Below are 14,651 nucleotides of genomic sequence, written 5' to 3'. Positions count from 1 at the left end.
TCGAGACCGCGGGCGGGCGGGCCTAGATGGCGCGCTATTCGACGCTGGGACTGCTGACCGCCGGCCTGTCCGGCCACACGTCCTGGCCCCGCGCCTGGCGCGCGCCGGAGCCCAAGCCCCGCTACGACATCGTCGTCATCGGCGGCGGCGGCCATGGCCTGGCCACCGCCTATAACCTGGCGAAATATCACGGGGTGAAGTCGGTGGCCGTGCTGGAGCGCGGCTGGATCGGCGGCGGCAACACCGGGCGCAACACCACCATCGTCCGCTCCAACTACCGTCAGCCGCAGCTGCAGCGGATGCTGGAATATTCCCTCAAGCTCTGGGAGGGGATGACCGACGAGCTGAACTACAACGTCATGTTCAGCCAGCGCGGCGCGGTCTTCCTGGGTCACTCCGACTCCGACATGACCCAGTTGGCCCAGCGCGGCGACGCCCTGCGCGCCCAGGGCATCGACGCCGAGCTGATGACGCGGGCCGAGGTCGCCCGGCTGATCCCCGTGCTGGATATGTCGCCGGACGCACGCTTCCCGGTCCATGGCGGGCTGATCCAAAAGCGCGGCGGCACGGCCCGCCATGACGCCGTCGCTTGGGGCTATGCCCGCGCCGCCGATGCGCTCGGCGTCGACATCCTGCAGAACTGCGAAGTCACCGGCATCTCGGTCGCGCGGGCAAGGTCGAGGGCGTCGAAACCAGCCGGGGCGCGATCGCCGCCGACAAGGTCGCCATCTGCGTGGCCGGAAACAGCGGCCATGTCGCGGGCCTCGCGGGCCTGAAGCTGCCGATCGAGAGCCACCTCTTGCAGGCCTTCGTCTCCGAGCCGGTGAAGCCGATGATCGACACGGTGATCATGTCCCAATCGATCCACTGCTACATCAGCCAGTCCGACAAGGGCGAGATCGTGCTGGGCGGCGACCCGGACATGTACCCCACCTATTCCCAGCGCGGCATGGCGCTGCGCACCGAGGAGGTGGCCGGCCAGGCCATCGCGCTGGTCCCCGCGCTCTCGCGGCTGCGCATGCTGCGCTGCTGGGCCGGCACCACCGACATGAGCTTCGACGGCTCGCCAATCATCGACGAGACCCCGATCGAGGGCCTGCATCTGAACGGCGGCTGGTGCTATGGCGGGTTCAAGGCCACGCCGGGCTCCGGCGCGCTTTACGCCCACCACCTGGCGACCGGCCGGGCCCACGAGCTGGCCGCCCCGTTCAATCTGGCGCGGTTCGCCAACGGCTCGACCATCGACGAGGCCGGCGCGCCCCAAGGCGCAGGATCGCTAGATGCTGCGGATCGTCTGTCCCCATTGCGGCCCCCGCGCCCAGGTCGAGTTCGTCTTCGACCGCGCCCTCGATGCGGTCCTGTCCCTGGACGCCAGTCCGGCCGAGGCGGTGAGCCGGCTCTATGAGCGCGACAATCCCCGCGGCTGGTCGTGGGAGCTGTGGCGCCACACCGCCGGCTGCGGCGCCTGGCTGAAACTGCATCGCCACACAGTCACCCACGAGATCGACATCGTCGAGACGATCGGGGGCCTCGCATGACCAGCGCCCGCCTGCCGGCCGGCGGCCTGATCGACCGCACCCGGACGATCGCCTTCACCTTTGACGGCCAGCTTTATGAGGGCCACCCGGGCGACACCCTCGCCTCGGCCCTGCTCGCCAACGGCATCGGCCTCCTGGGCCGCAGCTTCAAGTACCACCGGCCGCGCGGGATCCTCGCCGCCGGAGTCGAGGAGCCCAGCGCCCTGGTCGGCGTGGGCGTCGAGGGGCGGTTCGAGCCCAACACCCGGGCCACCGACCTGTTCCTCTATGACGGCCTGGTCGCCGAAAGTCAGAACCGCTGGCCGTCCCTGGCGTTCGACGCGGGCGCGGTGCTGGGCGCCTTCAGCCGCTTCATTCCGGCCGGGTTCTACTACAAGGCCTTCCTGGGCAAGCCCGGCCTCTGGAAGGTCTATGAGCACTTCATCCGCCACGCGGCCGGTCTCGGGAAGCCCCCCGTCGCCGCCGACCCCGACCGCTTCGATCACCGCGCCGCCTTCTGCGACGTGTTGGTGGTGGGCGCGGGTCCCGCCGGCCTCGCCGCCGCCCTGGCGGCCTCGGCGGCCGGGGCGCGGGTCATTCTGGCCGAGCAGGATTCCCGCCTCGGCGGCGGCCTCCTACGCGACGCCGCCCAGATCGACGGCGCCGACGCCGTCGACTGGATCGCCGGCGCCCAGTCCACCCTGGCCGGACGCGGCGTCCGCATCCTGACCCGCACCACCGCCGTCGGCTATTGGGACCACGACCTCGTCACCCTCTCAGAGAAGGTGACGGAACCCGGCCAGGCGCCGGCCGCCGACGCCCCGGCCCAGCGGCTCTGGCGCGTGCGCGCGGGGCGCGTGATCCTGGCGACCGGCGCCATCGAGCGCCCCCTGCCCTTCGCCGACAATGACCGGCCCGGCGTGATGCTGGCCCAAGCGGTGCGGACCTATATCCATCGCTATGGCGTGACGCCGGGTCGGCGCGCGGTGATCGCGGCCTGCAATGACGACGCCTATCGCACCGCCTTCGCCCTGGCCGAGGTCGGATGCGAAATCGCCGCCGTGCTCGACAGTCGTCCGCCCTCGGACAGTTCCATCGTCAAAGCCGCCCAGGATCGCTTCCCGGTGCGCTTCAACGCCCAGGTCACCCGCGCCATCGGAGGGGCCGGCGGCCTGACCGGCGCCGAAGCCCGCACTGAAACCGGGGCGATCAAGCTGGCCTGCGACCTGATCGCGGTCTCCGGCGGCTTCTCCCCCGTCGCCCACCTGCACATGCAGGCCGGCGGGACCCTGGCCTGGGACGAGACCAGCGGCGCCTTCGCCCCCGATGTCGCGCGCCAGAACCAGTCGACCACGGGCTCCGCCGCGGGCCTCGACGATCTCGCCGAAATCCTGGCCGAGGGCTGGGCGGCCGGCGGCGCCGCGGCGCACGGCCTGGGCAAGCCCATGCCCAAGGGCGGACCGCCCCAGGCGGCGGAGACCTATCCCGGACCGTCCAACAGCGTCGCCGCCCTGGCCCCGCCGCCGGGAACCGACCTCAAGCATACGTTCGTCGACTTCCAGAACGACGTGACCCTGGCGGATGTCGATCTCGCCTGGCAGGAGGGCTACCGCTCGGTCGAGCACCTGAAGCGCTACACCACGTTGGGCATGGCCACCGACCAGGGCAAGACCAGCAACATCATCGGCCTGGCCCGCCTGGCCGCGCGCGAGGGCCGGCCGGTTCCCGAGGTCGGCCTGACCACCTTCCGGCCGCCCTATACGCCCGTGACCCTCGGCGCCCTGGCCGGTCACGGAACCGGCTTCCATTCCGCGCCCCTGCGCCGACCGGCCCTCTATGACCTGCACGCCGCGCGCAAGCCGATCTGGCAGCCTGTCGGCTACTGGTCGCGCCCCCGCGCCTATCCGCTGGCCGGCGAGGACCTGCACGCCGCCTCCATGCGCGAGGCCCGGGCCGTGCGCGAGGCCGTCGGCTGGATCGACGTCTCGACACTCGGCAAGTTCGAGATCGCGGGCCCCGACGCCGCCGCCTTCCTGGAGCGGGTCTGCACGACCACCGTCGCCAAGCTGGCCGTAGGCCGCGGGCGCTACACCTTCATGCTGCGCGAAGACGGCATGGTCATGGATGACGGCACAGTCTGGCGCATCGGCACCGACCGTTATCTGCTGACCAGCTCCACCGGCGGCGCGGACCGCATGGCCCACCATCTGGCCTATGTCCGCCAGATCCTGGCGCCTCAGCTCAAGGTCGCCATCGCCAATGTCCAGGAGCACTGGGCCGGGATCGCCGTCGCCGGCCCCCGCGCCAAGGCCCTGGTCGCCCAGGTCACGGGGCTGACCGACATGCCCCGCCACATGTCGGTGGCCCGCGGCCGGATCGCCGGGGTCCCCGTCCTGATCCTGGCGGCCAGCTATTCCGGCGAGCGGGCCTTCGAGATCTATGCCGCGGGCCAGGAGATCGCGCCCGTCTGGACGGCCATCGACGCGGCGGGCCATGCCCTCGGCGGCCATCCCTATGGCATCGAAGCCCTGGAGTTCCTCCGCATCGAGAAAGGCCATGTCGTGGTCGGCGGCGAGATCGACGGCCGCACCACGCCCCAGGACCTCGGCCTGCATCGCATGCTGAACCCCGCCCGGCCCTTCGTCGGCGCCCCGGCCCTGCAGCGTCCCGCGCTGGTGGCCGAGACCGGCCGCCAGCAGCTGGTCGGCCTGGAGTCGGAGGGGTCGATTCCGGAAGGCTCGATGCTGGTCCGCCACGCTCCCGGCGAGCCCGAGGGCCATGTCACCGCCGCCAGCCCCCGCGTTCTCGAAGACGGCTCCGTGGCGCTCGCCCTGCTGCGAGACGGCCGGACCAGGATGGGCGAGACCCTGACCGCCTGGTCCCCGACCCGCGGCGTGAGCGCCAAGGTGCGGGTGGTCGAGCCGGTGTTCTACGATCCCGAGGGAGCGCGCTATCGTGACTGACGCCCCGCGCTTCCAGGCCGCCCCCGCCCAGCCCCTGATCCGCCTGGAGCTGTGGAGCGGACTGGCCGAGACCTCCGCCCGCTTCGCCGCGGCCTTCGGCGCCGCCCTGCCCGGCGCGGGCCAGGCGATCACGACGTCCGGCCTGCGGGTGATCTGGCGTGAGCCGGGCGCCTGGATGATCCGTGTCGAGACGGACCCGGCTCAGACGATCCTCGATCGGCTGGTCGAGATCGCCGGCGCCGACGGCGCAGTCACCGACATCTCCGGCGCGGCGGCCCGCTGCGTCCTCGTCGGCACCGACTGGCGCGTCCTGCTGACCCATGGCGGGGTGTTCGACGCCGAGAATCCGGCCTTCGCGCCGGGTTGCGTCGCCGGCACGGTGATCGAGCACATGGCCGTCCGCTTCGACGTGATCGCCGAGACCCGGGTCGACGCCTATGTGGCGCCGAGCTACGCCGCCGACCTCTTCGCCTACTGGACCAGCGTCGCCGGCAACCTCGACGTCAGAGGATAAGGCCGAGCGGCTCTTCGACCAGGGCCTTGAAGGCGGCGAGCCAGCGCGCACCGACGGCGCCGTCCACCACCCGGTGATCACAGGTCATGGTGACGGTCATCACCGTGGCCACGGCCAGCTGTCCGTTCTTCACCACCGGCCGCTGCTCGCCCGCGCCCACCGACAGGATCGCGCCCTGGGGCTCGTTGATGATCGAGGAGAAGGCCTTGATCCCGTACATGCCGAGGTTCGAGATCGAGAAGGTCCCGCCCTGGAATTCCTCGGGCTTCAGCTTCCGCGCCCGCGCCCGCGCCGCCAGGTCCTTGGCCTCGGTGGCGATCTGGGCCAGACCCTTTGTCTCCGCCGCCCGGATGATCGGGGTGATCAGCCCGCCGTCCAGGGCCACCGCCATGGCGATGTCCGCATGGTGGTGCAGGGCGATGCCTTCCGGCGTGTAGGAGGCGTTGGCCTCCGGCACCTGGCGCAGCGCGATGGCCGCGGCCTTGATCACCAGGTCATTGACGCTGACCTTGACGCCCTGGCGCTCCAGCAGGGCGTTGATCTTCACCCGGCCAGCCAGCAGGGCGTCGATCTCCAGATCGAGCGTCAGGGGGAAGTGCGGCACGTCCCGGAAGCTCTCGGTGAGCCTGCGCGCCACGGTCTTGCGCATCCCGTCCAGCGGGATGAGGTCATAGGAGCCGTCCGGAATGCCCATCTGGGCCAGGCTCAGCACCTGACGCGGGGCGGTCGCGGCCGTCGTCGTCCCGCCGGCAGCGGCCGGCGCGGGACGGGCGGCGCCCGGCGTCGCGGACTCGACATCGGCCTTGATGATCCGGCCATGCGGGCCCGAGCCCTTCAGGGCCGACAGATCCAGCCCCTTCTGCTGGGCGATCCGGCGCGCGAGCGGCGAGGCGAATATCCTGCCGTCAGACCCTTCTCCCCTTGAGGGAGAAGGTGGCCGCTCGGAGAGCGGTCGGATGAGGGGTTGCGCTCCCCCAGCCGCAACCTCGATGACGGGCTTTTCGGCGGAGTCAGCAAGACCCCTCATCCGACCCTGCTCCGCAGGGCCACCTTCTCCCGCAAGGGGAGAAGGAACAGGAGAAGCAGGCGCCGCCGCCTCGCCCTCCCCCACCAGCCGGGCGATGGGCGTATTGACCTTCACGCCCTCGGTCCCTTCCGGCACCAGAACGTCCTCGACCACGCCCTCGTCGACCGCCTCGACCTCCATGGTCGCCTTGTCGGTCTCGATCTCGGCGATCACATCGCCGGACTTCACCACATCGCCCTTCTTCACGTGCCACTTGGCGAGCGTCCCCTCCTCCATGGTCGGCGACAGGGCGGGCATCAGGACATCAATGGACATGGCGTCAGACCGGATCGATCAGGGCGGAGGCGGAGGCGTCGAGGATGGCCTCGGCGTCCAGGCGATAGGCGCGATAGAGGTCCGGCACGTCGCCGGACTGGCCGAAGCGATCGAGGCCGAGCGGCGCGACCCGGTTGCCCCGCACCCCGCCCAGCCAGGAGAGCGTCGCGGGCGGTCCGTCGATGACGGTGGCGAGGCCCGCGCCCGGCGCGAGCCGGCCCAGCAGACGCTCCACATGGGCGGCGACCCGCTCCCCCCTGGCCCGCGCGGTCAGCGCCTGGGACCAGCCGCGATGCAGGCGGTCGGGACTGGTCACGGCCAAGAGGCCGGCGCCCGGCAGGTCCTCGCGGATCTGCGCGAACGCCTCGAGCGCCTCGGGCGCCACGGCGCCGGTATAGACGATGGCGAACTCCGCGCCCGGCTCCGGCTCGACCTGCCAATAGGCGCCGGCCAGCACCGCCTCGATCTGGTCCGGGGTCAGGGTGCGATCCGGCTGATCCAGGGCGCGGGTGGATAGCCGCAGATAGATCGAGCCGCCGTCCGGGGTCTGCATGTGCTCGAAGCCCCAGCGCATGATCTCGACCAGCTCATCCACATAGGCCGGCTCGAAATAGCTGAGCTTGTCCTGGGCCATGCCGATCAGCGGGGTGTGGATCGACTGGTGGGCGCCGCCTTCGGGCGCCAGGGTCAGACCCGACGGCGTGGCCACCAGCATGAAGCGGGCGTCCTGGTAACAGGCGTAGTTCAGAGCATCGAGGCCGCGGTTGATGAAGGGGTCATAGACCGTGCCCACCGGGATCAACCGCTCGCCGAACAGGTCGCCGGCCAGGCCCAGGGCGCCCAGAATCAGGAACAGATTGTTCTCGGCGATGCCGAGTTCGATGTGCTGGCCCTGCGGCCCCATGGCCCACTTTTGCGGCGAGGCGATCTTGCTGTCCTTGAACTGGTCGGGGCGCAGCTCGCGGGCGAACAGGCCGCGCTGGTTCACGAAGCCGCCGAGATTGGTCGAAACCGTCACGTCGGGCGAGGTGGTCACCATGGCGTCGGCGAGGGGACCGCCGATGCGGGCCAGATCGTTCAGCACCTTGCCGAAGGCGACCTGGGTCGATTGGCGGCCGGTCGGGCGCGGGAAGCTGGCGGCGTCCGGCACCGGGATGACCGGCGCCTGCGGGCGGGACTTCGGGCGCGCCTGGAACGCGGCGTTGTCGAGATAGCGGCGATACTCCGCCTCCGGACGGGGCAGGCCTTCGAAGGCCTCCCACTCGCGCCCGTGCTCCACCCCCATGCGGCCCCGGAAGGCCTCCATCTGGGTCGGGGTCATCAGGCCGGAGTGATTGTCCTTGTGGCCCTGGAACGGCAGGCCGAAGCCCTTGATGGTATAGGCGATGAACAGCTTGGGGCGGGTGTCGTCCACCGACTGAAAGGTCTCGAGCAGCAGGTCGAGGTCGTGGCCGCCGAGATTGGTCATCAGGGCGGTCAGTTCGTCATCGTCATAGCCGGCGATCAGCGCCAGCACCGCCGGGCGCTTGGCGAAATCCGCCTCCAGCCGAGCCCGCCAGGCCGCACCGCCCTGGAAGCTCAAGGCCGCGAACAGGTCGTTCGGACATTCGTCGATCCATTCGCGCAGGGCCTCTCCGCCCGGCAGCTTGAAGGCCGCCTGAAGCTTGCGCCCGTATTTCAGGGTTATGACGTCCCAGCCCATGGTCGCGAACACGTCGGCGAAGCGCAGGAACATGCGGTCCCAGGTGGTCGCGTCCAGGCTCTGGCGATTGTAGTCGACGATCCACCAGGTGTTGCGCAGGTCGTGCTTGGAGCCCTCGATCAGGCACTCATAGATGTTGCCCTCGTCCAGCTCCGCATCGCCCAGCAGCGAGATCATCCGCCCCGTACGGCCCGGCTCCATGCGGCCGTGAGCCAGCATGTAGTCCTGCACGATGGATGAGAACGCGGTCATGGCCACGCCGAGGCCCACCGACCCGGTCGAGAAATCGACATCGTCCTTGTCCTTGGTCCGAGACGGATAGGACTGGGCGCCGCCGAAGCTGCGGAAATTCTGGATCTGGTCCAGGCTCTGGCGGCCGTAGAGATATTGGATCGCGTGGAACACCGGGCTGGCGTGCGGCTTGACCGCCACCCGGTCCTCGGGCCGCAGCACCCCGAAATAGAGCGCCGACATGATGGTGGCGATAGAGGCGCAGGACGCCTGGTGGCCGCCGACCTTCAGCCCGTCGCGGCTTTCGCGCAGGTGGTTGGCGTTGTGGATCATCCAGGCGGAGAGCCAGTGCACCTTGCGGTCCAGCTCCTGCAGGATCGCCAGGTTGTCGTTGACGGGGTTCTGGACCTTCAGCACGCGCGACGCCTCCGACGAGTGGAGGTCTCTATATATAGGCGCGTGCAGAGCAATTCCTGCCAATCTGCGCTCGCAAAAGGCCCTTATTTGGCATAATTGAACTCATGTTGCGCCTCAGAAGCCCCAAATGAACTCAGAGCCGAAGCTTGACAACATCGACCGCCGGATCCTCGCCGCCCTGGCCGAGGACGGCCGCGGCAGCCTGCGCGATCTTGCTGAAAAGGTGGGGCTTTCCCAGACCCCACTGCTGCGCAGGGTTCGACGGCTGGAGAAGGACGGGGTCATCACCGGCTATGGCGCGCGGCTCGACGAACGCAAGCTGGGCTACGCCATGAGCGCCTATGTGGCGGTGACCCTGTCGACCCAGTCGGAGGAGGCCCTGGCGGTGTTCGAGCGCGAGATCTCGCGGGCGCCGGAGGTGATGAGCTGCTTCCTGATGACCGGCGGGTCGGACTACATGTTGCGGGTCGTGGTGCCGAGCCTGGACGCCTATGAGCACTTCCTGACCCGGCGGCTGACGCGCATCCCGAATGTGGCCCACATCCAGTCGAGCTTCGCCCTGCGCGCCGTGATCCAGCGGACCTCGCCGCCAGCCGCCTAGACGGCCTGGGCGACCGGGGTCCAGCCGCGCTCGGCCCGCCAGTCGGGCGACAGGCCCGCGAACCGGTCGACGCCCAGCTTGTCGATCTCGGCGAAGGTGCAACGGCCCTCCAGCACCAGGTCGCAGATGGCGTGGCCGCTGGCCGGCGACAGGCCGAAGCCGACCCCGGACATCGAGGCCAGCACCACATTGTCGGGCGCCTTCAGCCGATCGAGGATCGGCCGGCCGTCAGGCGTGGTCTCGATCACCCCGGCCCAGCTGCGGATCACCCGCAGGTGCTCGGCCTTGGGCAGCAGTTCGGCGACGCGCTTGGCGAGGTTGCGCATCAGGGGCGTGGTCGGTCGGGCGCTGGGGCCGGCCGCGCTCACGTCGAGCCATTCGTGCGGGCCGCCGCCATAGGCGAGATTGCCGCGCAGGGTCTGGCGGCCATAGAGGCCGTTGCCGTCCACCCCGCCGATCGGCATCAACGGGGCCGGCTCGGTGATGATCATCTCGGCCCGGGCCGGCGCCATGGGCGCGAAGGCGCCGAGCTGGGCCGCGAGGCCCTCGGTCTGGGGCCCGGCGGCGATCACCAGGGCGTCGCAGCCCAGGGTCCCGCGGCTGGTGACCACGGCCGTGACCTTGCCGCCGGCGGTCTCGAAGCCGGTGACCTGGGCGTTCTGCAGGATGCGCCCGCCATGGTCCTGCATGGCCCAGGCATAGGCCTGGACCGTCCGCTGGGGATTGGCCTGGCCGCCGAACTTCAGGTGAATGCCGCCCAGGATCCTGTCGTTGACCAGGGGCGCCATCTCCAGCGCCTGCTTCACGTCGAGATGCTCGGCCGTGTAGCCGAGCTCGTTAAACATGGCGGCCATGTAGTGGTAGTGGGTCAGCTGGGCCTCGGTGAGCGCCACGATGACCGCTCGCGGCGGTACTCGGTCGGATAGCCGAGCAGCTCGTCCATCTGCGGCCAGAGGCGCTGCTCCTCGGCGAACAGGGGGCTGTGATAGTGCGAGGCCCCGCCGCCGTTGCGGCTGGAGGCTTCGTAGCCGACGACGCCCTTGTCGACGACGACCACGTCGCAGCCGGCGCGGGCCAGCTGCCAGCCGGCGCTGAGGCCGGTCACCCCGCCGCCCACGATCACCACCGAGGCGCCTTTGGAACTGGTCATGGCCGGGTCCTCAGAGGTGCATGTCGCCGCCGAGGATGGCGATGTGCATCGCCTCCCGCTCGGTGCCGATGTCGCGATAGGGGATCCACTGCTCGGGGATGCCGAACCAGACGTCCCAGCCGGCGCCCATCTCGGCGGCCTCGTTCCAGTCGGCCAGGACCTTCAGGGGCAAGGGGCGAACCGGCGCGCGGAAGCCGGCCAGGGGGATGGAGCCTGCGGGGGCCTGGGTCGCGGCCGTGAGGATCAGGGCGACCTGCTCGCGGCAGCGCCGGGCCTGGCAGGCGCCCATGCAGGCCCGCGTCAGGCGCTTGATCTGATCCTGGTTCGCCGGGCCGTCGGCGGTCAGGCTGTTGAGGTCGCGGGCGGCCATACGCTCGGGACGGTCGAGGTAGCGCGGGGGCTGGACGCCGAGCAGGTCGCCACGGGTGACCTCCTCGCATTGACAGACCATGATCTCGTCCGAGCCGACGCTCATCAGGGCCCGGGTCCAGGCGAGCTGGTAGGCGATCGCATCTACCGCCGGGGCCGGGGCCACGGGATCGTAGGCTTCGCCGAGGGCCGCGCGGGCAGCCGCTTCGCCCTGGGCCGCGGCCCGGGCGACGCCGGCCTCGCCACAGCCGGCGAGGCCAGCTGAGTCGCCACTGACGTAGACATGGACGAGTGAGGTTTTGACGGTGTCGACCAGCACCGGGACATGGCCGCCCCGGCCCGGATCCATGGTCAGGGACCCGCCCAGGATGTTCAGGAGTTCGATGGCCGGGGCCAGGCCGATGGCCTGACAGACCGTGTCGCAGTCGAGGGTCCGGGTCGGGCCGGAGACCGGGCCGATCTCGACCTTCTCGACCCCGTCCAGGCCGCCCAGGGCGCGATGGATCACCTGGCCGGTCAGGATTTCAACGCCTTGATTCTGAAGATCTTTTGCGCGATCCGGCGCGCCCTGGATCGTGTCCAGGGCCTCGATGATCGCCACCACGTCGAGGCCACGGGCGAGCGCCCGGCGGGCGGTGTCCAGCGCCAGATCGCCGGAGCCGAGGATGACGATGCGCCGGCCGGCGAAGGCGTCGTAGCGGTCCAGCAGGGCGGCCAGGCCGTTGGCGCCCATGACGCCCGGCTGGTCCCAGCCAGGGAAGGACAGAGCGATGTCGCGGGCGCCGGTGGCGAGGATCAGCGACTTGAAGCCGACCAGCCAGGCGCGCTCCTCGTCGGCCAGGCCGACGACCGGCTCCGGCAGGGTCCCGACGCCGGGGCCATTCACGAAGGCGCCCCAGGCATAGGTCCCCAGCGCAATCTCGACGCCGAGTTCCATGGCGGTCTCGAGGTCGGGATTGGCGGCGAAGACCTGCTCGATCATCCGCGACTGGCGCTGCACGGCCGAGGTCATCCGGCCGCCGAAATAGAGCGGGGTGTCGAGGCCCATCAGACCGGCGGAGACCGGGTTCTCGTCGACCAGCAGCACCTGCGCGCCCAGGCGGGCGGCGGCGATGGCGGCGGCGGTTCCGGCCGGGCCGGCGCCGATCACCAACACCTCGACGGTGCGCTCGGGCCTGGGCAGCTTGCCGTTGAGGGCGTGGGGATCGACGAGGGTCATCAGACCGCCTCCAGGGCCTGGTCCAGATCGGCGATCAGGTCGTCGGGATGCTCCAGCCCCACCGACAGGCGCAGGGTCCCGTCGTCGATGCCGGAGGCCTCGCGGTCGGCGGCGGGCACGGCGTAGTGGGTGGTGGTGGCCGGGTGGCAGATCAGGGTCTCGGTGCCGCCCAGGCTGACGGCCAGGCGCAGCACCCGCAGCCGGTCGAGGAAGCGGAAGCACTCGGCCTCCCCGCCCTTCAGCCGGACGGAGAAGGTGGAGCCGGTCCCGCGGCACTGGCGGGCGAGCAGGGCCACGGCCTCCGGCTCGTCACGGAAGCCGACATAGGTGACGCCGCGGACCTTGGGGTGGGCGCGCAGATAGGTGGCGATCTTCAGGGCGTTGTCGCAGGCGCGCGCCGTGCGCACCGGCAGGGTCTCGAAGGAGCGCAGCAGCAGCCAGGCGGTCTGGGCGTCGAGATGGGCGCCCTTCAAGGTGCGCAGGGCCTTGATCGTCTTGATCAGTTCGGCCGAGCCCGAGACGCCGCCGGCCAGGAGGTCGGAGTGCCCGGCGCAGTACTTGGTCAGCGAGGTCATGCAGAGGTCGGCGCCCTCGGCGAGCGGCGACTGCAGCAGGGGACCTAAGAAGGTGTTGTCCACGGCGACGATCGGCGTGCGCCCCTGGCGCTCCCCCAAGGCCTTGGCGAGGCGGACGACGAGGGCGATGTCGACCAGGGCGGCGGTCGGATTGGCCGGGGTCTCCAGCCAGATCACGCTGACCGGACCCTTGGCCGCGGCCTCGTCCAGGGCGGCCTGGATCGAGGCCTCGCTGAGGCCGTCGAGGAAGGAGAAGGCGTTGACCCCGAACCCGGTCAGGACGTTGTGGATCAGGTTGTCGGCCCCGCCATAGAAGGGCCGGCTGTGGACGATGCTGTCGCCGGGCCGGACCAGGGCGAACAGGGTGGTGGAGATCGCCGCCATGCCGCTGTTGAAGGCCGCCGCATCCTCGGCCCCGTCCAGGGCGGCCAGGCGCGCCTCGACCATGGTCAGGTTGGGGTGGCCGAGCCGGCCATAGATATAGGCCTCGGGCTCGCCGGCCAGGCGCTTGGCGCCCTCGCTATCGGGCCCGTCGAAGAACTGTTCGTGGATATCCTTGGCCTGCTGGGCCGAGCGATAGACGAAGGTCGAGGTGGCATAGATCGGCGGCTTGGCCGCCCCCTGCCCCGACTGCGGATCATAGCCGTGGCTGATGGCCAGGGTTTCGAGATGCAGACCCGTCTTGTCGCTCATGCCGGTTCGACCTCGTCGATGAAGGATTGCGCGGTCGCGCAGTACCAGTCGACGAAGCGGATCAACAGGGCCTCGGCGTCGGGGGAGTAGGGACCGGGCTGATAGCCCAGGGAGTTGACGCCGCGCTGGTTGTTCTCGGCGAGATCCCGGTCCTGGAGATTGGTCTTCTCCCACAGCGCGGTGAGGCGGCCGAGGTCATAGTCCACGCCCTCGACGGCGTCCTTGTGGACCAGCCACTTGGCGGTCACCAGGGTCTCGTGCGGGCCGGTCGGCATGCAGGTGAACAGGAAGACGAAGTCGCCGGTGGCGTGGCAGAAATTGTTCGGCTCCAGCGCCCAGCGCAGGGAGCCGATGTCACCGTCGCCCACCTCGCACATCAGCTTGTCGACCGAGCGCTGGCCGTCCAGCGTCATGGACACGCAGCCCTCGTTGAGGGGGAAGCGGACCGCCTGCCACCAGGACCCCTCGACCTCGTCGGAGGGCAGGCCCAGCGCCTTCATGCGGGCGTAGAAGTCCTCGGCGTGCTTGTCCTCGCCATAGTCGAAATGGGCCGAGGCGCCGGTCGGGAAGGTGACCGAGAGTTCCGGGTGGGCGCCCGGGCAGTGATAGCACTCCCGCGCGTTCTCCATGACCAGCTTCCAGTTGGCCTTCTCGACCAGGTAGCTGGTGTGGGCGAGCTTGGCGTTGGCCAGGTCGTGGGGCAGGAGCTGGGGGGCGAAGGCCTCACGGAAGGGCCCGAAGTCCGGCGGATCGTCGGAGAGGCAGATGTAGATGATCCCGGCCAGGGTCTCGAGCGCTATGGGCTTGAGGCTGTATTGCGAGGGGTCGAAATCCTCGGGCATGCGGCCGGCGTGAACCAGCTCGCCCGACAGCTCATAGGTCCAGCGATGATAGGGGCAGACCAGACGCGCGGTCGTCCCGTGGCCCGAACAGACCGGGGCGCCGCGGTGGCGGCAGGAATTGTGGAAGGCGCGCAGGGTCCCGGTGCGGTCGCGCAGCACCAGGACGGGCCATTGGCCCACCTCCAGCGTCATATAGCTGCCGGGCTTGGGGAGCTCGACCTCGGCCCCGACCAGGAGCCAGGTGCGCGCGAAGATCGCCTTCAGATCGAAGTCGTGGACGGCGGGATCATTGTAGAGGCCCTGCGGCAGACTGTGGCCGGGGCGACGGGCCGCCAGCATGCTCCTGATGGCGCGCAGATCGCTCATGAACCCTCCTGTACGAGCGACGAAACATGGCACGAAGGATGAGGCGCGCCGCATCGCATTTCCTCATACGGGCATTCCATAATCTGCCCCTTCTCGCACGCCTCCGCTTAAGCCAAGGTCAGGCGTTCCGGCGACGGAACGAGTGCTGGC

The 14,651-nt window shown here is 70.1% G+C and carries 13 protein-coding genes; 6 read left to right on the top strand and 7 right to left on the bottom strand.

What is annotated here, in order from left to right:
- Positions 1–26: 26 nt before the first annotated feature.
- Genes MQH10_RS27260 through MQH10_RS14790 form a run of 5 tightly spaced genes read left to right on the top strand, consistent with a single transcriptional unit; the run spans position 27 to position 4,994 of the window.
- Positions 27–776 carry an FAD-dependent oxidoreductase gene (locus MQH10_RS27260; protein WP_473828311.1) on the top strand — a complete coding sequence of 250 codons (750 nt, stop codon included), beginning with the start codon at positions 27–29 and terminating at the stop codon, positions 774–776.
- On the top strand, positions 734–1,405 hold the full coding sequence (locus MQH10_RS27255; protein ID WP_473828310.1) for an NAD(P)/FAD-dependent oxidoreductase: 672 nt from the start codon (positions 734–736) through the stop codon (positions 1,403–1,405). Before MQH10_RS27260 ends, MQH10_RS27255 begins: the two co-directional genes overlap by 43 nt.
- Positions 1,290–1,538, top strand: coding sequence for a sarcosine oxidase subunit delta (locus tag MQH10_RS14800; RefSeq protein ID WP_473828312.1), 249 nt, complete (start codon positions 1,290–1,292; stop codon positions 1,536–1,538). The genes MQH10_RS27255 and MQH10_RS14800 overlap by 116 nt, the downstream gene beginning before the upstream one ends.
- On the top strand, positions 1,535–4,480 hold the full coding sequence (locus MQH10_RS14795) for a 2Fe-2S iron-sulfur cluster-binding protein (protein WP_242564804.1): 2,946 nt from the start codon (positions 1,535–1,537) through the stop codon (positions 4,478–4,480). Before MQH10_RS14800 ends, MQH10_RS14795 begins: the two co-directional genes overlap by 4 nt.
- Positions 4,473–4,994, top strand: coding sequence for a sarcosine oxidase subunit gamma family protein (locus MQH10_RS14790; RefSeq protein WP_242564803.1), 522 nt, complete (start codon positions 4,473–4,475; stop codon positions 4,992–4,994). The genes MQH10_RS14795 and MQH10_RS14790 overlap by 8 nt, the downstream gene beginning before the upstream one ends.
- Here the strand turns inward: MQH10_RS14790 and MQH10_RS14785 are convergent.
- Together MQH10_RS14785 and MQH10_RS14780 are read right to left on the bottom strand one after the other, a co-directional pair.
- The gene (locus MQH10_RS14785) at positions 4,984–6,336 is read right to left on the bottom strand and encodes a pyruvate dehydrogenase complex dihydrolipoamide acetyltransferase (protein ID WP_242564802.1); all 1,353 of its coding nucleotides are present in this window, start codon (positions 6,334–6,336) and stop codon (positions 4,984–4,986) included. The two genes, MQH10_RS14790 and MQH10_RS14785, sit on opposite strands and share 11 nt — an antisense overlap.
- Positions 6,337–6,340: 4 nt before the next feature.
- On the bottom strand, positions 6,341–8,686 hold the full coding sequence (locus MQH10_RS14780; RefSeq protein ID WP_242564801.1) for a transketolase: 2,346 nt from the start codon (positions 8,684–8,686) through the stop codon (positions 6,341–6,343).
- A 127-nt stretch (positions 8,687–8,813) separates the two neighbouring features.
- Here MQH10_RS14780 and MQH10_RS14775 point away from each other — a divergent pair, with 127 nt between their 5' ends.
- Positions 8,814–9,287, top strand: coding sequence for an Lrp/AsnC family transcriptional regulator (locus MQH10_RS14775; RefSeq protein ID WP_242564800.1), 474 nt, complete (start codon positions 8,814–8,816; stop codon positions 9,285–9,287).
- On the opposite strand, the gene MQH10_RS14770 is transcribed toward MQH10_RS14775, so the two are convergent.
- The 5 genes from MQH10_RS14770 to MQH10_RS14755 are packed head-to-tail and all read right to left on the bottom strand — an operon-like array spanning position 9,284 to position 14,501.
- Positions 9,284–10,180: an NAD(P)/FAD-dependent oxidoreductase gene (locus tag MQH10_RS14770; RefSeq protein WP_336605109.1), complete on the bottom strand. Its 897-nt coding sequence runs from the start codon at positions 10,178–10,180 to the stop codon at positions 9,284–9,286. The genes MQH10_RS14775 and MQH10_RS14770 overlap by 4 nt on opposite strands.
- A complete protein-coding gene (locus tag MQH10_RS26455; protein ID WP_272886951.1) occupies positions 10,156–10,437 on the bottom strand; it encodes an FAD-dependent oxidoreductase in 282 nt (93 codons plus the stop codon). Before MQH10_RS26455 ends, MQH10_RS14770 begins: the two co-directional genes overlap by 25 nt.
- 10 nt (positions 10,438–10,447) lie before the next feature.
- A complete protein-coding gene (locus tag MQH10_RS14765; RefSeq protein ID WP_242564799.1) occupies positions 10,448–12,025 on the bottom strand; it encodes an FAD-dependent oxidoreductase in 1,578 nt (525 codons plus the stop codon).
- On the bottom strand, positions 12,025–13,293 hold the full coding sequence (locus tag MQH10_RS14760; RefSeq protein ID WP_242564798.1) for a cystathionine gamma-synthase family protein: 1,269 nt from the start codon (positions 13,291–13,293) through the stop codon (positions 12,025–12,027). Before MQH10_RS14760 ends, MQH10_RS14765 begins: the two co-directional genes overlap by 1 nt.
- Positions 13,290–14,501: an aromatic ring-hydroxylating oxygenase subunit alpha gene (locus MQH10_RS14755; protein ID WP_242564797.1), complete on the bottom strand. Its 1,212-nt coding sequence runs from the start codon at positions 14,499–14,501 to the stop codon at positions 13,290–13,292. Before MQH10_RS14755 ends, MQH10_RS14760 begins: the two co-directional genes overlap by 4 nt.
- Positions 14,502–14,651 lie beyond the last annotated feature (150 nt).

This window comes from Phenylobacterium aquaticum (assembly GCF_022695515.1).
GTDB classification, from domain to species: Bacteria; Pseudomonadota; Alphaproteobacteria; order Caulobacterales; family Caulobacteraceae; genus Phenylobacterium; species Phenylobacterium aquaticum.
Note: the sequence above shows the minus strand (reverse complement) of the source record. Positions and strands in the feature narration are given on the sequence as shown.